This is a genomic window from Clostridia bacterium, from assembly GCA_014360065.1.
In the GTDB taxonomy this organism is placed as follows: Bacteria; Bacillota; DSM-521; order Neomoorellales; family JACIYF01; genus JACIYF01.
Genome location: JACIYF010000047.1, coordinates 1 through 20,507 on the forward strand (window position 1 = coordinate 1; position 20,507 = coordinate 20,507).

18 protein-coding genes are annotated in these 20,507 nt (G+C 57.0%); 8 read left to right on the forward strand and 10 right to left on the reverse strand.

From position 1 onward, the window contains the following. A partial coding sequence (locus H5U02_08385) for a hypothetical protein (protein ID MBC7342450.1) occupies positions 1 to 218 on the forward strand: 218 nt, incomplete at its 5' end. After that, positions 215 to 2,146 (forward strand): selenocysteine-specific translation elongation factor, encoded by a 1,932-nt coding sequence (gene selB, locus H5U02_08390; protein MBC7342451.1) that lies wholly within the window; start codon positions 215 to 217, stop codon positions 2,144 to 2,146. The genes H5U02_08385 and selB, both read left to right, overlap by 4 nt. Before the next feature lie 231 nt (positions 2,147 to 2,377). On the opposite strand, the gene H5U02_08395 is transcribed toward selB, so the two are convergent. After that, positions 2,378 to 3,772, reverse strand: a complete 1,395-nt coding sequence (locus tag H5U02_08395; protein ID MBC7342452.1) for a transposase family protein — start codon at positions 3,770 to 3,772, stop codon at positions 2,378 to 2,380. After that, positions 3,759 to 4,664, reverse strand: a complete 906-nt coding sequence (locus H5U02_08400; GenBank protein ID MBC7342453.1) for a DUF4338 domain-containing protein — start codon at positions 4,662 to 4,664, stop codon at positions 3,759 to 3,761. The genes H5U02_08395 and H5U02_08400 overlap by 14 nt, the downstream gene beginning before the upstream one ends. 433 nt (positions 4,665 to 5,097) lie before the next feature. Here H5U02_08400 and H5U02_08405 point away from each other — a divergent pair, with 433 nt between their 5' ends. The 6 genes from H5U02_08405 to H5U02_08430 all read left to right on the forward strand — a co-directional run bounded on the left by H5U02_08405 (position 5,098) and on the right by H5U02_08430 (position 12,214). After that, entirely contained in the window at positions 5,098 to 6,297 is a 1,200-nt protein-coding gene (locus H5U02_08405; protein MBC7342454.1) for an ABC transporter substrate-binding protein, read from the forward strand. A 93-nt stretch (positions 6,298 to 6,390) separates the two neighbouring features. Then, the gene (locus H5U02_08410; GenBank protein MBC7342455.1) at positions 6,391 to 7,269 is read left to right on the forward strand and encodes a branched-chain amino acid ABC transporter permease; all 879 of its coding nucleotides are present in this window, start codon (positions 6,391 to 6,393) and stop codon (positions 7,267 to 7,269) included. Next, positions 7,266 to 8,219, forward strand: coding sequence for a branched-chain amino acid ABC transporter permease (locus tag H5U02_08415; GenBank protein ID MBC7342456.1), 954 nt, complete (start codon positions 7,266 to 7,268; stop codon positions 8,217 to 8,219). Before H5U02_08410 ends, H5U02_08415 begins: the two co-directional genes overlap by 4 nt. After that, entirely contained in the window at positions 8,216 to 9,010 is a 795-nt protein-coding gene (locus tag H5U02_08420; protein ID MBC7342457.1) for an ABC transporter ATP-binding protein, read from the forward strand. Before H5U02_08415 ends, H5U02_08420 begins: the two co-directional genes overlap by 4 nt. After that, positions 8,997 to 9,701 (forward strand): ABC transporter ATP-binding protein, encoded by a 705-nt coding sequence (locus tag H5U02_08425; GenBank protein ID MBC7342458.1) that lies wholly within the window; start codon positions 8,997 to 8,999, stop codon positions 9,699 to 9,701. Before H5U02_08420 ends, H5U02_08425 begins: the two co-directional genes overlap by 14 nt. Before the next feature lie 1,979 nt (positions 9,702 to 11,680). Next, positions 11,681 to 12,214, forward strand: coding sequence for an ATP-binding domain-containing protein (locus H5U02_08430; protein ID MBC7342459.1), 534 nt, complete (start codon positions 11,681 to 11,683; stop codon positions 12,212 to 12,214). 102 nt (positions 12,215 to 12,316) lie between these two features. On the opposite strand, the gene H5U02_08435 is transcribed toward H5U02_08430, so the two are convergent. The 8 genes from H5U02_08435 to H5U02_08470 all read right to left on the reverse strand — a co-directional run. Continuing rightward, on the reverse strand, positions 12,317 to 12,817 hold the full coding sequence (locus tag H5U02_08435; protein ID MBC7342460.1) for a MarR family transcriptional regulator: 501 nt from the start codon (positions 12,815 to 12,817) through the stop codon (positions 12,317 to 12,319). 25 nt (positions 12,818 to 12,842) lie between these two features. Beyond that, the gene (locus H5U02_08440; GenBank protein ID MBC7342461.1) at positions 12,843 to 14,000 is read right to left on the reverse strand and encodes a ferrous iron transporter B; all 1,158 of its coding nucleotides are present in this window, start codon (positions 13,998 to 14,000) and stop codon (positions 12,843 to 12,845) included. Positions 14,001 to 14,377: 377 nt separating this feature from the next. Next, a complete protein-coding gene (locus tag H5U02_08445) occupies positions 14,378 to 15,157 on the reverse strand; it encodes a 50S ribosome-binding GTPase (GenBank protein ID MBC7342462.1) in 780 nt (259 codons plus the stop codon). Positions 15,158 to 15,514: 357 nt separating this feature from the next. Next, positions 15,515 to 15,799 carry a ferrous iron transport protein A gene (locus tag H5U02_08450; protein MBC7342463.1) on the reverse strand — a complete coding sequence of 95 codons (285 nt, stop codon included), beginning with the start codon at positions 15,797 to 15,799 and terminating at the stop codon, positions 15,515 to 15,517. A 429-nt stretch (positions 15,800 to 16,228) separates the two neighbouring features. Beyond that, a complete protein-coding gene (locus H5U02_08455; GenBank protein ID MBC7342464.1) occupies positions 16,229 to 17,143 on the reverse strand; it encodes a TIGR01777 family protein in 915 nt (304 codons plus the stop codon). 7 nt (positions 17,144 to 17,150) lie between these two features. Then, positions 17,151 to 17,663 carry a hypothetical protein gene (locus H5U02_08460; GenBank protein ID MBC7342465.1) on the reverse strand — a complete coding sequence of 171 codons (513 nt, stop codon included), beginning with the start codon at positions 17,661 to 17,663 and terminating at the stop codon, positions 17,151 to 17,153. A 434-nt stretch (positions 17,664 to 18,097) separates the two neighbouring features. Further along, the gene (gene cydB, locus H5U02_08465) at positions 18,098 to 19,123 is read right to left on the reverse strand and encodes a cytochrome d ubiquinol oxidase subunit II (protein ID MBC7342466.1); all 1,026 of its coding nucleotides are present in this window, start codon (positions 19,121 to 19,123) and stop codon (positions 18,098 to 18,100) included. A 21-nt stretch (positions 19,124 to 19,144) separates the two neighbouring features. Continuing rightward, positions 19,145 to 20,507, reverse strand: a 1,363-nt coding sequence (locus H5U02_08470) for a cytochrome ubiquinol oxidase subunit I (protein ID MBC7342467.1), incomplete at its 5' end; no start/stop codon positions are given.

The window sequence follows — 20,507 nt, forward strand, 5'->3', positions numbered from 1 at the left end:
CTGGCGATGCCGAAAAGATGGCTCAAGCCTTACGGCGGCGCCAGCCGCCGGTGATTGGCCGCATTCAGGACCGGGCCCTGATTCTCGATGCCCGGACTCTGGCCGACCATGAGCTGCCGGAAGTAGCCCGGGCGGTGGCGGAAGCCTGGCGAACCATCCAGGCTTTATCGCCTCGAGTCGAATTTAAGCAAGGCCGAGAAGGCGGGTGCAAGCGGTGACCAGTAGCCAGGAACAATACATAATTGTCGGCACCGCTGGCCATGTGGATCATGGAAAAACGGTGCTGGTACGCGCTCTTACGGGAGTGGATACCGACCGGCTTAAGGAAGAGAAGGAGCGCGGCATCTCCATTGAGCTCGGCTTCGCCCCCTTGGTGCTTCCCAGTGGCCGGCGGGTCGGTTTGGTGGATGTGCCCGGCCACGAGCGCTTTATCCGGCATATGCTGGCCGGAGTGGCCGGCATCGATCTGGTGCTAATGGTGGTGGCTGCCGATGAAGGGGTGATGCCGCAAACCCGGGAACACCTGGACATCTTGAACCTGCTTCAGGTCAAACGGGGTCTCGTCGCCATCACCAAGATCGACCTGGTGGATGAGGAGTGGCTAGCCCTGGTCGAAGAGGATGTGCGCCAAGCGGTCAAGGGGTCGGTGTTGGAAGGAGCCCCCATGGTTCCGGTCTCCGCGGTTACCGGAGAGGGGCTGGAACGGCTTTTGGCTACCCTGGATACCCTGGTGGCCGATACTCCCGCTCGTGAGTCAGTTGGGCCGGCCCGGTTGCCCATCGACCGGGTATTCACCATTGCTGGGTTTGGGACGGTAGTCACCGGAACCTTATGGTCCGGTTCCCTGAAGGTGGGGGAAACCATATGCATTTATCCGGCGGGGAAGAGCGTTCGTATCCGCTCCCTGCAAGTACACGGGGAGCCGGTGGAGACCGCTTACGCTGGCCAGCGGGTGGCGGTAAACTTGGCGGGGGTTCAGGTGAACGAAGTAAAGCGCGGCCAAGTACTGGCTGAGCCGGAAAGCTTAAAGCCCAGCCTCAGGCTGGGGGCCGATCTCTACCTGCTGGCCTCCACCCACCGCCCTTTGGTCCACGGCGCTAGGGTGCGATTTCATTTGGGAACCAGCGAGATTCTGGCTCGCGTCCTGCTTTTAGACCGGGAGGAGCTGGTGCCAGGGGAGTCGGCTTTGGTGCAGGTGCATGCGGAGGAGCCGGTATGCGCCCGCCGCGGGGATCGCTTCGTGATCCGCTCCTACTCCCCCATTCATACCATTGGCGGCGGGACCGTATTGGATCCGTCCGCCCGCCGCTACCGGCGCCGAGAAGAGGTGGTCAAAGCTCTGGAAATCTTGCGAGCTGGCCGGCCTCAGGATCTAGTGCTCGAGACCTTAAAGACTTTGGAACCAGAAGCCCCAGACATCCACAGCATAGCCAAAAAGGCGGGGTTGGACCCGGGGATGGTAGCGCCTATCCTTGAAGAACTGGAAGAACAGGGCCAAGTGATATCGGGACGGCCTCAAGGCGCTGACGCTTGGTTTATGACTGCTTCTACCTACCAGCGCTTAGGCAAGGCGGCCGAAGAGGCGCTTTTGGCTTATCACCGGCAATGGCCACTCAGATCCGGCTTGCCCAAGGAGGAGTTGCGCTCACGCCTGGGGAAGATAGTAGCCAACCTCTCTGCCCGTACCTTCAACCTTTTGCTTGCTAATTGGGAAGCAGAAGGCAGGATTAAGGTTCTGGCCCAGGAAGTGCGCTCGGCTGATTTTAATCTGGAGCCGCCGGCTCGCTTCCAGCCCGCCTTGGCCGGGGCAAGGGAAGCCTATCGGCAGGGGGGCTTCACCCCGCCCGCCTGGGAAGAGGTGGCCCGTCAGCAAAGCCTGGAGCCGGAAGCGGCTTCCGAGGTATTGCATTACCTGCTGCGGCAGGGGGAGCTGGTGCGGGTGGGAGAGGATATCTACTTTAGCCGGCAAGCATTGGAGGCAGCCAAAGCCAGAATTGCTGCATTTCTCGAAGAGCATGGCCATATCACTTTGGCTGAAGCCCGCGACCTGCTGGGCAGTACCCGTAAGTACGTCCTTCCCCTCTTAGAGTACCTAGATCAAATCAAGTTTACCCGCCGGCAAGGCGACTTGCGGGTGAGGTATTAACCAAGCATTTCCTTGCACATCAGTGCTGACGCACCAAATATTTTATAAAGTTCTTTGAGTCCTTTTTCGACGCCCGGCAGCATCGTCCGCAGGCAAAGATATGTTTTTTACTGTAAATCTGGCAATGACCTGGATATTTATGGAATTACCTGGGCAGAATTGGTCCAAGCAGGATTAGGCGAGGTGCCCCTCGCCTGGAGTATTTTTTAGTTTGGCAGGCAATTCGCGTGACTAAATCACCAGGCGAAGCTGCGCCGGTTTATCGCGGAGCCTGCTTAACCTGGAAATGTCGAGCCAGTTGCCCGTGAATGTCTGCCATAAAAACCGCAGAGTGCCGCGCATGCCCAATGTCTGCACTGTTTCCCATAAGGCCACGGTATGCAAGGTAAGAATGTTGATCAGATGGGCCAGCCGCATCAGGGCATGCCACCCTTTTAAGGCGTTCCAGTCATATGAAAATGGATGTTCATAGTTGTATCCGTGACGTTTTTCAATCAGGAAATTCTCCTCAATGCCCCAGCGGTGACGGGCAGCCCGGTTGCAGCGGTTGATTACGTTTTTCCGGGTAACCGGGGTGCCCGACACCCACGCCCAGGTGGCCTGACAGGTTAATCCGTTTTCTTCCCAGGCCTCGTTACAAACCACCACGTGGAGCACCAGGCGGTGATGCTGGTTTTCGGCATCCCGCCAAACGTAAACAATGCCGTTAGCCCACCAGAAGTTCTGGGTCCGGTCGCCCCACTGATGAGTCCGGGTTTGCTCCGGTTCCAGTTTGTGGATTCCGAAAGCGTCCTCCCAGACCGATTTAAGGCAGTTTGAAGGCAGGACGATCATAAAGTCCCAGTTGTTCTGCCGGCAAATCTGCATCACCGGGCCGTTGGGGTAAAGACCGTCGGCCACGATCAGAAGCGGGAGTTTGCCCATCAGTTCCTTCAGGCGGGCGGCCAAACGACGAAAGGCTTTTAATTCGCAGTCTTGCTTATCCCGATCTTGGTCGTTTTCACAGAATTCAGCCAGCAGCGGAATGACGATTCCTTGCGGACCAACGAGAACGGCCTCCAGGAGGTAAACATAGTTTTCGCTCTTGCGGTGGAGTGCCTCCGGGGCGAAGGGAACGGTCCGGGTGAACTTTTGGGTGCCATCAATGGCGACCACATAACGTTTCTCGACCAAAAGCGCTTGTAATTTCTTATTGCGCAATAGTTTACGGACGGTAATCCTCAAAATATTTTCGATTTGCTCGGCCGGGATCTTCTCTAAGAGCCGGGCCAGGGTGTCCAGATGAGGAGTACTGTCCACTTCGGGAAAGACGGACCGCAGCGTTTCTAAAACACCTGGGTGGCTGAGTTCCCGGTTGGCTTCGCGCCGGGAACTATATTGAAAGACAAACAAAAGCAGACCAAAAACCATGAGCACGGTAAGTTTGTGCCTTATACTTCCGGGCCGGCGGGGGTCCTTTAAGCGGGCGAACTTTTCCAAAAGGCCAGGTAAGATCGCTCGCCAGGCATTCAGCTGGGCCTCGGCGGCTGATTGGCGGGCCGCTTGTTCTTCCTCTACCGTCTTCCAGGGGCTTTTGCGGTTGGGTAAGGTAGCCGGATTGATTGCCTCCGGATTACGCATAATCATCCCCCGCCACCGGCGTCGGGGCGCAAAGCTCCGCCCGCCATTCCCGGACCAAGAGGTAAACAAACATCATCCTGATCATCGGACGACTTTTTCGCTTCCGGGGCTCTCTGCCCAGGCCGGCTGTTTCGCCGATGTACTGCCAGTTGGCCGCCCGGTAGCAGGTCCCCCGGTGCGGCGGGGTGACAAAGGTCTCGAAAAGCACCGGGGCGTACCCGTACCGTTTTTGCCAGTCCGCCCGGATGCGCCGGGCGACCAGCGCCAGAGCGTGGCTGGCCAGGTGCGGGATTTGCACCCCCGGCAGAATGAGAAAACGGCTGTTGTTGACGATGCGGTAACGGAACCGGTTGCGTTCCAGCGCCGTCCACCCGATCCAGGCTTCTCTAACGGCCACCTTTCTGGCCGCCGCGGCGAATAACAGGGCGCCCAGGATCTGGACCTTTCCTTCGGCCCGGCTCTGAATCCAGTAGCGCTGATGGGCACCAAAGGGCTGGCGGTAACCGAGCGGATGGTAAGCCGCCATCGTTGCGTTCCAAAGGGGTTGTTCTTGAAGCGGGACCGGATCAACTGTCACCGGAAGATACTGTTTCAACGGACCTTCCCTGGGGATGCAGGGTAAAGGCGCCACCTCCTGAATACTTCTTTGGGGCGGTCTCCTTTTGGGGGGCAGCTCAATTAAACCTGAAGCCTCGAGCTGTTCCAAGAATAAACGGCAGGCCTCTATTTTCAGTTTGCCGTTCGGTGCTTTCCAGGGCAGGTTTTCGCAAATTGTGGCGAACAACTCCCGGCGACTTAAGCCGTTTTTGAACTGCCGGACAGTTTCTTCAATCAGCGCCAAATCCTCTCTTGTAAAAAGACGATCCCCAATCCAAAAGGGTGGGTTCCATGAATGCAAGGATATCGCCATCCTCTCTTCATTTTATCCCACCCTATTATTACATATCGCCCTGTGCACTGTCCACCCCCATTTGCAACGAAATTTTCTTCTTTATGCCCCCAATCGTTGGATTGATGTGGTATTTTTTATTCATGCTTCAGCACTGCTTGCACATAAGCCCACTTGTTTATTGATGTCAGATAGGATATGTTTTATATTTTTATTATTGACCTTTGTCTTTGACTTGTAGGCAATTCACGACTTACTAAACCCAAGGCTAGGAGGTGACGGTCCCAGGGGGGTTAGTGGTAGCTGAGGCTGAAGAGGCGGGTAAGAAGTACGGATCCATCGGCAAGCACGGGTGACTGCACGACATGCGAGGGCGACAGGCTTGACACAGGCTCAATGTCGTGGTTGGAGAGCAAAGGTTTAGGAGGAGGAGGTAGGTTTTGTGGGCAAAGGTCAGGGATATAGGGGTCTTAGGCTAGCCAGTCTGGCATTGGCGCTGGTGTTTTTGGTATCAGCAGTAGCTGGTTGCGGGCAAAAACAAGAGGGCGGTGGACAAGCCAGCAATACCATTAAAGTAGGGATCAATTTTGAGCTGACTGGTAACGCGGCTACATATGGTAGCCACTGTCGGGATGGAATTCTTCTGGCTATAGAGGAGATCAACAAGTCGGGTGGGGTTTTGAACAAGCAGCTTGAACCTAAGGTTTTAGATAATGCTTCCAAGCAGGATGAATCCACTAACGTGGCCACCAAGCTGGCTACCGAAGAGAAGGTAAAGGCCTTGTTGGGGCCGGCCACCACCGGCTGCACCCTGGGGGCGGCTCCGGTAGCCACCGAGAACAAAATCCCACTCATAACTACTGCTGCCACTGCGCCCAGCGTGACGGTAGATGACAACGGCAAGGTCCGCGATTTCGTTTTTCGGGTCTGCTTCATCGATCCCCCGCAGGCCATCATGGGAGCCCGGTTTGCCTACAATGATTTGAAGGTCAAGAAGGCGGCCATTTACTACGACACCGGTAACGATTATTCCAAAGGGCTGTACCAGAACTTTAAGGACGAATTCACGAAATTAGGCGGGCAAATCGTGGCTGAAGAGGGTTTCTCCAGCACCGATGAGGACTTCCGGCCCACCTTAACTAAATTTAAACAAAATGGAGCTGAGCTCATCTATATTCCCGCTTATTACAACCAAGTAGGCAAGATCGTCAGCCAGGCCCGGGAACTCAAGATCGATGTGCCCATGCTGGGAGCCGATGGCTGGGATTCGCCGGACCTAGTAAAGATTGCCGGGGCTCAAGCTCTAAACCACACCTACTTTACTAACCATTATTCCTCAGCAGACCCTAGCTCCAAGGTCCAAGAGTTCATCAAGGCCTACAAGGCTAAGTACGGCAGCGAGCCCGATGCCTTTGCGGCCTTAGGATACGATGCCGCGTACCTGCTCAAGGCAGCCATCGAAAAGGCCAATTCTGATGACCCGGTAGCCATTAAGGATGCCTTGGCTCAAATCAAGGATTTCGAAGGGGTCACCGGTAAGCTTACCTTTGATGATAAGCACAACCCGATGAAAGAAATCAGCATCATCGAGTTGAAGGACGGCAAGCAAAGCTTGGTCAAGAAAGTGATGTACACCGAGTAGCCTAGCCGCCTCAGTCGGGCGGCGGAAAAGCGGGGGCCAAGGAAATAGGCCCCCGCTTCCAGTACCGCCAAACCAGATGCGGAAGTGACGGCAGTGGACTTTCTACAACAATTAATCAACGGCCTATCCCTAGGCAGCATTTATGCGGTTATAGCTTTGGGCTATACCATGGTTTACGGCATCATTCAGCTTATCAACTTTGCTCACGGGGATATCATTATGGTGGGAGCCTACGTGGGCTTTTTTGCCGTAGCCGTGTTGGGTTGGAGCTTTATTCCGGCCTTGGTTTTAGCCATGGCGGCCTGCACGGTGCTGGGGGTGGTAATCGAGCGCATTGCTTATAAACCCCTTCGCAACTCCCCCCGATTGGCAGTGCTGATTACTGCCATCGGCGTCTCCTTATTCTTGGAGAATTTGGGCCTTCGAGTGCTGAAAACTGACTACCGGGCCTTCCCGCAGATCATCCCCCGGGACGCCATTAGCCTCTTTGGCGGCCTGACCGTGACCTATCAGCAGCTCTTGATCTTAATAACCACCATCCTGATGATGGTGCTTTTACAGTACGTGGTCCACTATACTCGCATTGGCAAGGCTATGCGGGCGGTCTCTTATGACCGGGAAGCGGCTATGCTGATGGGGATCAGCGTGGACAATACCATTTCTTTTACCTTCGCTTTGGGCTCGGCCCTAGCCGGGGTGGCAGGAGTGCTATTGGGTCTTTATTACCAAACCTGCCACCCGCTGATGGGGATCATGCCCGGCTTAAAAGCCTTTGTGGCTGCGGTAATAGGTGGCATCGGTGTCATCCCGGGAGCCATGGCCGGGGGCTTCCTTTTGGGAATCGTGGAAGCGCTGGTGGCGGCTTACGGCAGCAGCCAATGGCGGGACCCGGTGGTGTTTTTGCTGTTAATCCTGGTTCTTTTGGTTCGGCCCACAGGGTTGATGGGCAGAGATGTAGGTGAAAAGGCATGAAGCTGACAAAAAAGACCTTGATTATTGCCGCCGGGCTGGTGATCCTCTACCTACTTGGCTATTTTGGCACTGAGGCAGGGGTAATCACCCGCTTGCAGCAGGTCAACCTGATGATCGCCGGGATCAACATCATCATGGCGGTCAGCCTGAATCTAATCGTGGGCTTTACCGGGCAGCTCAACCTGGGTCACGCTGGCTTTATGGCGGTGGGTGCCTACGTGGCTGCCATCTGCACCGCTAAGCTGGACCAGCCCTTCATTGTCGCCTTAATTGCCGGGGCGGTGGCGGCCGGCATTGTCGGACTCATCATTGGCATCCCGACCTTAAGGCTCAGGGGTGACTACCTGGCTATTGCCACCCTGGGTATGGGGGAAATCATCCGCGGAGCTTTGCAGAACATCGAGTACGTAGGAGCGGCGGCCGGGATGCGGGATATACCCCACCTAACCAATTGGAGCTGGATGTTTTGGGCAGTGGTCATCAGCTGCCTGGTGGTTATCAATTTCATCAACTCTGATCACGGGCGGGCCTGCATGGCGGTGCGCGACAACGAATTGGCGGCGGAAGCGGTGGGGGTAAATACCACCTACTACAAGGTGCTGGCTTTTACCATCGGGGCCATGCTGGCAGGGCTGGCCGGCGGTCTCTATGCCCATTATTTCTATGTTATCCAGCCCGGGATCTTTAGCTTCATGCGTTCCTTTGATGCCCTGGTGATGGTGGTCTTTGGCGGCCTTGGCAGCACCAGCGGCGCGGTGGTGGCCGCCCTGGGAGTGACCGGGCTCAACATGGCCCTTCAAAACCTGGCCGAGATGCGCATGGTCATCTACGCGGCCCTGCTGGTAATCATCATGGTCTTTCGACCTCAAGGACTGATGGGGACCAAGGAATTCACCTTCGACCAGATGCTAGGCCGGCCACGCTGGCACCAAAAGGGGGAAAGCCGGTGAGCGTGCTGGAGTTAAGACAAGTGTGTAAGTACTTCGGAGGCTTGGCAGCCCTGGAGAAGCTGGACCTGAGCGTGGAAGAAGGGGAGCTGGTAGGGCTGATCGGACCCAACGGGGCAGGCAAGACTACTGTCTTTAACTTGATAACCGGACTTTACCGGCCTACTAGCGGGGAAATAAAGTTTTATGGCCGTAACTTGATTGGACTGGCACCTCACCAAATAACTGCCCTAGGTATCGCTCGCACCTTCCAGAATATCCGCCTGTTTTCCGAGATGACGGTGCTTAACAATGTCAAGATCGGCATGCACTGGCATTCTCGCTACGGGGTGGCAACTTCTATCCTCCGGCTTCCAACCTGGAGCCGGAAGGAAAAAGAAATCGCGGAGAAGAGCGAGGAGCTACTTTCCATATTTGGCTTAATTTCCAAAAAGGATGAGCTAGCCAAGAACCTGCCCTATGGGCAGCAGCGTCGGCTGGAAATAGCTCGGGCTCTTGCTTGCCGACCCAAGCTGCTCTTGTTGGACGAGCCGGCGGCGGGGATGAACCCCCAGGAGACCCAGGAACTGGTCAAGCTCATTCGTTGGCTGCGAGATGAGTTTAACTTGACCATCCTTCTAATTGAGCACGATATGTCGCTGGTAATGGGAGTCTGCCAGCGCATTTACGTACTGGATTACGGGCGCCGGATTGCGGTAGGTACGCCGGAGGAAGTGCGGACTGATCCTAGGGTTATTCAAGCCTATCTAGGGGAGGAGGAGGAAAATGGGCAATGGCCCCATGCTGCAAATTGATAACATTGACGTATACTATGGGGCCATCCAGGCGTTGAAGGGGATCTCCCTAAAGGTCTATTCTGGGGAAATCGTCACCCTGATTGGTGCCAACGGAGCGGGGAAAAGTACCACCCTGCGCAGCATCTCTGGTCTCAACCGGCCCAAAGCCGGGCAGATCCAGTTCGAAGGGGAAAATATAAACCAGCTTCCTGCCACCGAGATCGTCAAGCGGGGCATATCCCATGTTCCTGAGGGCCGGAGAATATTTGCCAACCTCACCGTGAAGGAGAATCTGGAGCTGGGCGCTTACCTAGAGAAGGATGGCCGGGTTATCCGGGAAAGGATGGAGTTGGTCTTTGGCCGTTTCCCGCGGCTCAAGGAGCGGGCCAAACAGAGGGCGGGAACTTTAAGCGGCGGGGAGCAGCAGATGCTAGCCATTGGCCGGGCTTTAATGGCCAAACCTCGCTTGCTTCTCCTAGATGAACCTTCTATGGGGTTGGCTCCGGTGCTAGTCCAGGAAATCTTTGCTATAATAAGGGAAATCAACCAGGCCGGAACCACTATCTTATTGGTAGAGCAAAATGCTCGCATGGCCCTTTCGGTAGCCCAACGGGCTTACGTATTGGAGACGGGGCGAGTGGTGCTGGAGGGTAAGACCGAAGACCTGGTGCGCAGCCCCGAGGTGCGCCGCGCCTACCTGGGTGGGTAGAAGGGTAGGCGAGAAGCGGAGTGGCGAAAAACAGCAGTTGCCGACTAGGCGGGGGCTCTTGTAGCATCCAGGCAGGTAGCAAGCAAGGACGAGACGGGCAGGTAAGGGTGCTTTAGGAGCTCGGAAAGCAAGTGGGGGTGGGCCCGATGGCCAAGGCCAAAGACCAGCTAGAGGCCAACAAGGCGGAAGCTTTGGCCTTACGGGGGCATATAACTTCAATAACTTTTCAGAGCGACGACTGGATGGTGGCTCGATTTCGGGTCACCGATGAGTCCTCTACGCTTAAGGAACTTGACCTTGCCGGCTCTTCCATTAAGATCACCGGCAATTTTTATCAGGTTAACCCTGGGGACGAACTGAAGCTCTGGGGAAGTTTTAAGAAGCACCCTAAATACGGCGAGCAGTTCGTGGTGGACCGCTATGAGCGCCCTCTCCCCACCGGCCGGCAAGCTATCGAAGATTACCTAGCTTCGGGCTTAATAAGCGGGGTGGGGCCGGCGCTGGCCAAGCGTATTTGCGATTGTTTTGGTGATCAAGCCTTGGAAGTGGCTTTGAAGAACCCGGAGAGCCTGGCCCGGGTAAGGGGTATTTCCCGGGCCAAGGCAGAAGTTATTGGCCGGGCCGTGGCCGAGACCCAAGCCTTCCAGCAGGTGGTTTCCTTCCTGTACCCTTACGGGGTTAGCGCCAAGATGGCGGTGCGCATCTACCGCCATTTTGGCAGCGCTACCCTGGACCGCATCCGCGAAAATCCCTACATACTCACGGAAGTTAAAATGATCGGGTTTGTGCGGGCCGATGCCATTGCCCGGCATATGGGCATCGCCGAAGATTCCCCTTACCGAGTGCGGGCGGCCATCAGCCATGTATTGGAGGAAGCAGCGAGCCAGGAGGGGCATTGCTACTTGCCCCGGTCGGAGATCATTAGCCGCACCCTCAGCCTCCTGGATACCCCGGGCGTGACCGCACAACTGGTGGATGATGCCCTGGGAGCCCTGCTCCGCACTGGCAAGGTGATTGAGGAGCAGGTGGAGGCGACCGGCGAGGAGGGCACTTACGCCAAAGGCATATTCCTCCCTAGCTACCGGCAGTGGGAAGAAAAGGCGGCTGCCAAGGTAAAGGAGCTCCTAGAGGCGGCTAAAGCCGGGGCGGAAAGCTTTAACCCTCAGCGGGTGGAGATGCTCCTTTCCGCGTATGAGAAGCGGACTGGACTAAAACTGGCGCCGGAGCAACGCCAAGCGGTAGTCCAATTGGTCGAGCGGGGGATCCTTATCCTCACCGGTGGGCCTGGCACCGGTAAAACCCAGACCACCCGGGCGGCAATAGAGGTATACCGGGAGCTGAAGCGCGGCCAGGGCCACCAGGCCAAGGTGGCCCTGGCCGCGCCCACCGGTCGCGCTTCCCGGCGCATGGCCGAAGTTACCGGTTGTCCGGCCAGCACCATCCACCGCCTGCTGGCCCTGACCCCCGAGGGCGGCCCCCCCGAGCCCATCAAAGCGGATCTGGTCATCGTCGACGAATTCTCCATGGTGGATATACTCCTTTTCTACCAGTTGCTGCAAGCCTTAACCCCGGGGACGCGGCTGCTTTTGGTGGGGGACACCGATCAGCTGCCTTCGGTGGGACCAGGGAGGGTACTGCACGACTTGTTGCAGGCAGGGATTCCAACGGTAACCTTGACCCAGATTTTCCGGCAGGCGGCGGAATCGCAGATTGTGGTCAACGCCCACCGGATCAACCAGGGCAGCACCCGGTTGGCCACCGGCAAGGACTTTCATTTCTTGGTGGCGGAGGACCCCCAGGAGATCCGCTCCCTAATCCGACACTTGGCCCGGGAGCATTTGCGCCAGTACGGGGACTTGGAGGAGTTTCAAGTCCTAAGCCCGATGAAGAAAGGGCCGCTGGGGAGCGAAGCCTTAAACCGACTATTTCAGGAGGAATTCAATCCTCCCTCAAAGTCCAAGTCTGAACTGAGACGGGATATGGAGACGGTATTCCGGGTGGGGGACAAGGTTATCCAGCTTAGCAATGATTATCAAAAGAAAGTATTTAACGGGGACGTGGGTACGGTAATTGCGGTAAGGCGGGCTGACACAAGCAGGGCCAAGGCTCGAGCAACTAACCTATCGGGGGCTGGGGGCAGCGAGGAAGAGGCTGGCAAATCGGCGGGTAAAGGCGAGCCGGTCTTGGTGGTGCATTTCTCTAGCCCGGGCGCTCCAGATGAAGTGGAATATACTCGCTCGGAGCTGGACGCTTTGGCCTTAGCTTATGCCATTACCGTCCATAAGGGCCAAGGCTCGGAGTATGGAGTGGTGGTCATGCCGGTGGTCACCCAGCATTACGTCATGCTGGCCCGTAACTTAATCTATACTGGGGTTACTCGAGCCCGTAAGCGGGTGATCCTGGTGGGCTCGCGCAAGGCTTTGGCTATCGCCGTTCGCAATACTTCCGTGCGTCACCGTTATACCAGTCTGGCTTTTCGCCTAAAACGCCTTCTGGCCCATCCCTCAGCCTAAGGCCGGGTCCTAGCTAAAAAAATAAGCCCCGCCCAATCCGCTTGACCCTGGCTGTCGCCCTTTGCTTGAAGGGCGGTGCCAGCTGCTCGGGGCGGCGCCAGCCTATGGGTCAGATTCGGGGGTGCGCTTTCGGGCTAAGAAGGCGGCCAAGGACTGGGCGGCCGAGTTAGACTGGCAAAAAAATTCCACTAACTGGCGGATGGCGGCCACCGTCTGGGAGCTTAGGTTGTGCTCCAACCGCTCGGTATCCTCCTGCAAGTTCTCCGTTACGCCCAGGAGTTTAAGGAAGCTGCTGATGGTGTTGTGGCGCCGAAGGAGCTCGGAGCCGATTTTGGATCCTTGCTCAGTTAGGGCAATGGGCCGGTAGGGTCTATATTCTACCAGCCCGGCCAGGGCCAAGCGCTGGACCATCCTGGTGGCGGACGGGGGCTTTACGTTTAGGGCTTGGGCTAAATCTTGGATATGGGGGGCGCTGCCTTGGGTAGTCAGGCGATAGATCATCTCCAGGTAGTCCTCCATGGAGTGAGTAAGCTGGTTTTGGGCTTGGTCCCTGAGGGCGTAGCCGCGGACGGTATAAAACTTGGAGGGATCCTTCCTGCCCATGGTCCTTAGTCCCCTTGGCTCACCGCTATAAAATCTGGTTAACCACCAAAGTTACCGCCATAGCCGTTGCCAACGGTACCAACCCTCCTACCAATGTCCACCTGGTGCTCCCGCTCTCCTTCTTGATGGTGAGCAAAGTAGTGGCGCAAGGGTAATGCAGGACGGAAAACAACATGGTGCAGAGGGCGGTTATCCAGGTCCACCCATGCTCCACTAAAACTGTATGCAGTTCAGTGAGGCCCGAGTACTCCATCATGCTGGTGCCGGCCAGATATCCCATCAAGGCTAAGGGCAGGACAATCTCGTTGGCGGGAAGGCCCAGGATGAAGGCCATGATGATAAAACCATCCAGGCCCAAGGCCCTCCCCAGGGGATCCAGGTACCCGGCCCAAGAGGACAAGAGGCTGGGAGAGCTGGCCGGGAAGTTGGCCAAAAGCCAGATGACCGCCCCGGCGGGTGCGGCCACCATTACCGCCCGGGCCAGCACAAACCAGGTACGATCCAGCATGGACCGGACGATGGTGCGAAGGATTTGCGGGCGCCGGTAGGGTGGCAGCTCCAAGATGAAGTATGAAGGCAGGCCCCTGAGCAGGGTCTTGGATAGGAGCCAGGATACCCCCAGGGTTGCCCCCACCCCTACCAGGATCATGCCGGTAGCCGCCAGGGTGGGCAGTAGGGTTTGGTGCCAGCCGGGGCTACCAGCAAAGAAGGTGGCCGACAAGGCGATCAAGGTGGGAAAGCGGCCATTACAGGGAATGAAGCTATTGGTGAGCATAGCGATAAGCCGCTCCCGGGGGGAGTCAATGATCCGGCAGGAGACTACTCCGGCGGCATTGCAGCCCAGCCCCATGCTCATGGTCAGGGCCTGCTTGCCGCAGGTGCCACACGCCTTGAAGATCCGGTCCAAATTGAAAGCGATTCGGGGCAGAAGGCCCCAATCTTCCAGCAGGGCGAAGCAAGGAAAGAAGATAGCCATAGGCGGCAACATCACCGAAACCACCCAAGCTACGGTCCGGTAAATGCCATCTACCAGAACCCCCTTTAACCACCACGGGAATTGCCAGCTTGCCGCCAAGGCGGCTAACTGGTCCTGGACCCAGAACAGAGCGGTGGCTAGCAGTTGAGAAGGGTAATTGGCCCCCACTATGGTTATCCATAGCACCAAAGCCAAAAGCAAGGCCATGAGCGGGAAAGCGGTCCAGCGGGAAGTAAAGAGCAGGTCGGCGGTTTGGGCCCGCTTGAGGCCGGACCCTTGACTCGGACCGTCCCCTTTCCCGGCGGGAGCAGCCAGGGGATGGACCACCTTGGCCGCGATGGCCTCTGCCTCCCGATAGATGGCGCCTACGATCTGGGCCCGCAACTCCGCCCTTTCCACACCCTACCCCTCCTGTCTTCCTCCCTGATGCTTCCGAAACATTCCCATGCCAGGCTACTGGTACCGGCTCCGGATGGCCTCGCCGACGATCCGTATGGCTCCCCCTCGCCCTTCGGCGGGCTTCCCGGCCAATCGGACGTCCATGTCCGTGGCCGGCTCCCTCAGCACTCAACTCCACCTTTACCCTAGGCCGGTCCGGGCAGGGGTAGCCCCCTGGTTCCCCAGTTGCTGCCGCCGGCTGAGCTTGGCAGCTGGGGGAGGAGCAGGGGGAAGCCCAGATGCGCTTCCCAGCTGGCTAGGAAGTCGCTATCACCTTCCAAGAGGCGAAGGGCCACAAACCGCGGGTTGAAGCCCCTTTCGGCTAGCTCGCCCAGCTCGGCAGTCAGCATCGCCAGCTTCTTTTCCAGGCTGGCCCCGTAGCGGACCAGGCGGGGCTGGGGATGTATCTTCCCTTTAGCCACGGCCTGCACCAGGGCCTTGAGCTGGGAAATCCCCTCCCGGCTGCGGGCGACGGTGGCCACCGCCGGGACGCCCAGCTCCCGAGCCATCCCAGCGGTGTCGATGGCCAGGCCCCGGCGCTGGGCTTCGTCCACCAAGTTAACCGCTACCACCACTCGGGAGGTGATTTCCAGGACCTGGAGGGTGAGGTTGAGGTTGCGCTCCAGACAAGTGGCGTCGTTAACCACCACTGTCACCTGGGGATGGTGAAAACAGATGAAGTCGCGGGCTATCCGCTCTTCCGGGGAATTGGCCAAGAGGGAATAGGTGCCGGGCAAATCTACCAGGAGGTAGGTTTCCCCTTCCCATTGGTATTCACCTTGGGCTAGGGCCACGGTTTTCCCGGGCCAGTTGCCGGTGCGCTGCTTGAGACCGGTCAAGGCATTGAAAAGGGTACTCTTGCCGGTATTGGGGTTACCGGCCAATGCTACCACGGTCCGGCCGGACCGGTGCTGGCGTTTTCCCAGTTCGATCCTCAAGGTTGGTCTCACCCTTAGCTCCTCCCTCGCAAACAGGTGGCTTTCAACTTGGAGGCCGGCCTTTCGCTCCAGAATCTTTGTGCCCGGCACTCAACCTTACATTTCAGAAGAACCCGCACCGAATTATACCCTGGCAACGAGTTTCATCACAGCCAGCGTTAAGTGGCGGACATCCCGGGCTTCGCCCAGAACTCAACCTCATAGCCGACCATACCAACAACGCATACCTATGCCTACCGTGACTCAAGAATCCGCGTGCCACTAGCAAGGGTCCACTCGGCAGGGAGTCGTGGCCGTTGTGCGGCTAGACGGGAGGTACTCATCTGCCGGCAAGATCGAAGCCGGCTATGGTCCCAGGGGCCAGATGGCAATTTGGCGCGCCGTATCCCGCCTCAGGGCAATAACCGCTCCCCGGATGGCATAGGCGGTGGGGTCGCCCAGGGGGCTGCGGCGCAGGCTGGCTACCCGGGTGCCGGGCACCAACCCCAGGTCCAACAGCCTCCGCCCGGCCGGTCCGGGGTCATTGACCTGCACCACCATGGCCTGTTGCCCAGGGCTCAGATCCGCCAGGGTAAAACCGGCCCCTGGCGGTTTTTTGGTGGGTATGTGATTGTTTTTCTGCTTGGGCATCAGCGACTACAGCCTCCCTCGGCGAGCGTGGGGGTGATTAGCATTTAGCCGGGGCTAATTTAGCCACGTCTAACAGTAGTTTATGCTCCAACCCGCCTGGTGGTTCCTAGCGACTAAACTGGAGTACCACCAGGAAGCTGTGATAAAGCCCTCACTGCAAGTGGGTGGGTCCGTGTTCCAAGTGGAGCAATACCGAAAAGGGGGCGGGACCTGGCGCCAGCGGCAGCATCTGCCGCCCACTGCACGCGGACGCAACAGCGGCTATGCTACAAAGGCGGCAAACGGCGACGACGGGCAGGTGCTCGAAGAAGCCGTGTGGATTTACCCGTGGCAGGGTGACGTTCGTGCCCTTCCCCAAGGCCAGAACCGGTGGAGAGGCACTGGAGGTGGCTTTCAGGGAAGTTAAGTAGGTGGAGGGGTGCCAACTGTTTACCGGACAAGTAAGTCCCTTAGAGCGTCTACTAAATTAGCATAGCGGAACCGATACCCCGCCGCAACGAGGCGGGCCGGAATTACACGCTGGCCGGTGAGCAGCATGTCGGCCATTTCTCCTAGTCCCGCCTTAAGAATTATAGCCGGTATACGCAGCCAGGAGGGCCGCTTCATGACTTGGCTCAGGGCGGCGGCGAACTCCATTTGGCGTGCCGGGCGGGGCGCAGTTACGTTTATAGGCCCTTCCAAGGTGGGTTGTTCCAGGGCAAAACGAATAATCTCTAAGGCATCGTCACGGTGAACCCAGGAAAGCCACTGCTTGCCGCTACCCAGCGGTCCTCCCAAGTACCAGCGGAAAGGAAGAGCCATGCGCGGCAGGCTTCCTCCCTCCCGGGCCAAAACTATCCCGGTACGTAAAGTCACCACCCGTATCCCCAGTTCGTTGGCTTTATAAGCTTCCTCTTCCCAGGCCTGGCAGACCCTCGCCAGGAAGTCAGTGCCGGGCGGGGCAGTTTCCGTCAGTTCCTCGTCACCATGGGGTCCATAGTAGCCGATGGCGGAGCCGCTGATTAGTATCCCGGGACGGGTTGAAAAGCCGCGAAACGCCTCTACCAGCCCTCTGGTAGTTTCTACCCGGCTGGAGAGGATGGCTGCCTTGCGGGTAGCGGTCCAGCGCCCTGCACCTATGTTCTCGCCTGCCAGGTTAATCACCGCATCCACGCCGTCCAGAGCCTGTACGGGGAGGCGTTCCTGTCCCGGCTGCCACTGAACTACTTCCACTCCGGGCCCCAACTTCGATCTTGCAGAGGCAGCATTGCGCGAAACCACCACCGGTTCATGGCCAGCCCGCTTGAGCAGTTTGCATAAAGGGCGGCCCAGAAGCCCGGTGCCGCCGGTGATTACAATTTTCATCGGACAACTATTTCCTCCGGTCAGCGGCCCAGTAATTCCCCCAACGTTCGCGGAAGTAAACCCTGGAAGGATTGTAATCGTAGGACAAATAGTGGCTGGTTTGACAAAGATCATAGCCCAAGGGATCATCAGTTGTCGCGATGACAGTAAGCCGTCCTTCGCCCGAAATTGGATAATCGGTGGCGATAGTGGATGATTGGCGCACAGTATCCAGCGGTGGGTGAAGTGTACACTTTTCTTCCCTTACAGTATATGTGTTGTTGGCAGGATCCACGTGGATGGAATAAGTTTTACCCAAAGTAGCAGAGGCAAACACTCCACGGATAGAAATTTTGTCGCCATTTGGAAAAACCGTTCTGGTTACTGAGATTAATATGTCTTCGCTTCCGGGTGCGGGTTTTAAACGCACCGTATTGTCACCTGCTTGGGCGGTTCTGACTGCTGGAACCAGAAACGTAAGCGAAGCCATCAACATGATAGTGCCTATTAGAACACCACCGATTCTTTTGCTTCTGGCCAATTTCTATACCTCCCGTAGGAGTACTTAATTATTATTGATCGGTAGCACAGATTTTCGCAAATGTCAAAAATCACCTGTAAGTGGAAATATGGGATAGGAGCGTGGTATAGTTCTTCACCGCTTTTTGGGATAGTCGCCTGCGTGATTTTCTGAAGGAACTGCTTCAGTATATAGTCTTTACCCTGGCCAGGGGGCATCGAGGATCAGTCTCAGGAAAACGGAGAGAGTTATTGGTGGAAGGTTTTTGTACAAGCTCATCCAATGCTGGGATCGGAGGTGCCGAATACTCCCTTGAGGTAAAAGATGCTCCATAATCGCGATATCACAGCCAGATTCACTGCTTTCTGTGGGGCTGCGAGTTTCCAAAAGACAAAGAACCGCCGGCCCGGGGGCCGGCGGTGCTGTGGGGGAGATTGAAACTTATAGCAGCAGGCTCAGTAGGATTCTATATCTTCCTTGGTAACCTTGGCGGAGAAAACCCGGTAGAGCCAGTACTGGTAAGCCAGGACTACGGGCAAGAAGATCAGCACCACGATGAGCATGATGGTCAAGGTATAGGGGCTGGAAGCGGCGTTGAAGGCGGTGATGCTATAACGGGGATCAACGTGGGATGGGAGCATGGCCGGGAAAATGCCGATGATGCCCACAAAGACGGTGAAAAGCACGGCCAGGGATCCGGATATCAAGGCCAGGGCGGCCTGCTGGCGGGCAAGATACAGCCTAGCCGCGATTACGGCCACAGCGGCCAGAAGCGGCACCAAAAACCACACGGGCTGGGCGAGGTAGTTGGCAAAAAGGTTGGTGCCGAAGGCGCCGTAGAACAGGAATAGTACGGCAGCTACTAGAAGCCAGGGCCAGATCTTTTCTGCTAGGCTGCGAGCCCTCTCCGCCAGCTCCCCTTCGGTTTTAACTGCCAACCAAGCGCTGCCGTTAAAAAGGAAAGCCAGGACCAAAAGCACGCCGGTTAAAAGGCCAAAGGGATTCAGCAGGGTCAGCAAGGTTCCCTGGTAGCCATTCTGGTCAATGGGAAGGCCTTGAAAGATGTTCCCAAAAGCTACCCCCAAAAGCAGAGCCACGATCAAGCTCGATAGTGACAAAGCTCCGGCCCAGAATCTCTGCCAGCTAGTCCCTTGCGATTTGTTGTAGAATTCGATGGCTACAGCCCGGAAAACCAATCCCAAGAGGATAATCATCAAGGGCGCATACAGCGAGCTAAACATGATGGCATAGGTGGTGGGAAAGGCGGCAAAGGTAGCGCCTCCAGCAGTAATCAGCCAGACCTCATTGCCATCCCAGAATGGCCCCAAGGAGGCCACCAGCTGGTGCCTTTCTTCCTGATTCTTGGGCAGCCAAGGGCAAAGGATGCCGGCCCCCAGATCATATCCGTCCAGAGCAAAGTATACCGCCCACAACAGCCCCCAAACAGCAAACCAGATGATAATTAGCCACTCGTGCGACATGCGGATCTACCTCCTTCCTTTCTAGCCTTCGCTGCTAAGGCCCGATCCCAAGCTGACCCCTGTGCCCGGCGGCAAGCCGACTCCAGCCTCCGGTTTTTGGGTCCCCAACGGCACTGGCTCCGGCCCTTGTTTGGCGTATTTGGCCAAGAGGTAATAATCAGCCACGATCAAGGCGGTGTAGATCACCGTCACCGCAATAAGCGAAAGCAACACGTGTAGGGGTGGCACCGGCGAAACCGCGTGGGCGGTGCGCATCAGCCCGTAAACTGCCCAGGGCTGCCGGCCGATTTCTGCCACCATCCAGCCCAAGGTGATGGCGGCATAGGGGAGGGGGATGGAGTAGAGCAGAAGCTTCAGGTACCTCCGGGCATCGAGGAGGCGGCCCTTGCGATCCAGGTACCAACCCCAAAGGATTACCGCCAGGAAATATATGCCCAGCAGCACCATGAAGCGGAAGCTATAGAAGACTGGAGCTACGGGCGGACGGTCCTGGGGAGCCACGTCCTTTAGGCCGGTGATTTCGGCGTTGGCGTCATAGGTGGCCAGCCAGCTGGTCAACCCGGGGATTCCTAAGGCTTGCACGCTATTTTGCTGGTTAGCGGCATCAGGAATGGAGAAGAGGTAGAAAGGTACCCGGGACTTGGTTTCCCAGATGGACTCCAGGGCGGCAAACTTGGCCGGTTGTACATGAGCTACGTTTTTGGCGTTTAGGTCTCCGGTTAAAGCCACGCCAATGGTTCCCACCAAGGCCAATACCAGGGCCATGCGGAGGCTAGGGCGGAAAAATTCCAAGTGCTGGCGCCGTAAAAGATGATAGGCGCTGACCCCAAGGACGAAGAAGCCAGCCAAAACGTAGCAGGAAAGGATAGTGTGGAAGTAAGTATACCAGGCGTAGCTATTGGATAAGACGGCGAGGAAATCCACCATCTCGGCCCGCCCGTTGCGGAGAACATAGCCCACCGGGTTCTGCATCCAACCGTTGGCGACGATAATCCAGATGGCAGAAAGGTGAGTGCCAATAGCCACCATCCAGATGGCAAAAGCGTGGGCTTTCTTGGAGAGCTTGTTCCAGCCGAAAGCCCAGATGCCTAAGAATGTGGACTCCAAGAAGAAGGCCATCATCGCCTCAACCGCTAGTGGGGATCCAAAGATGTCGCCCATGAACTTGGAGTACTCGGACCAATTGGTCCCAAACTGAAATTCCATGGTTATGCCGGTAACTACTCCCAGGACGAAATTGATGATGAACAGCTTCCCCCAAAACCTAGCCATCTTTTGGTAATTGGCATCCCCGCTTCGGACGTATTTGGTCTCCATTATGGCTACCAGCAGGGCCAGGCCTATGGTTAAGGGGAAAAATAGGAAGTGAAAGGCTACGGTGACG

Coding starts and splice junctions, on each gene's coding strand:
- H5U02_08395 (MBC7342452.1), bottom strand. CDS start 3,772: ATGATTATGCGTAATCCGGAGGCAATCAATCCGGCTACCTTACCCAAC.
- H5U02_08415 (MBC7342456.1), top strand. CDS start 7,266: ATGAAGCTGACAAAAAAGACCTTGATTATTGCCGCCGGGCTGGTGATC.
- H5U02_08425 (MBC7342458.1), top strand. CDS start 8,997: ATGCTGCAAATTGATAACATTGACGTATACTATGGGGCCATCCAGGCG.
- H5U02_08430 (MBC7342459.1), top strand. CDS start 11,681: ATGGAGACGGTATTCCGGGTGGGGGACAAGGTTATCCAGCTTAGCAAT.
- H5U02_08435 (MBC7342460.1), bottom strand. CDS start 12,817: ATGGGCAGGAAGGATCCCTCCAAGTTTTATACCGTCCGCGGCTACGCC.
- H5U02_08440 (MBC7342461.1), bottom strand. CDS start 14,000: ATGGCCTTGCTTTTGGCTTTGGTGCTATGGATAACCATAGTGGGGGCC.
- H5U02_08450 (MBC7342463.1), bottom strand. CDS start 15,799: ATGCCCAAGCAGAAAAACAATCACATACCCACCAAAAAACCGCCAGGG.
- H5U02_08455 (MBC7342464.1), bottom strand. CDS start 17,143: ATGAAAATTGTAATCACCGGCGGCACCGGGCTTCTGGGCCGCCCTTTA.
- cydB (MBC7342466.1), bottom strand. CDS start 19,123: ATGTCGCACGAGTGGCTAATTATCATCTGGTTTGCTGTTTGGGGGCTG.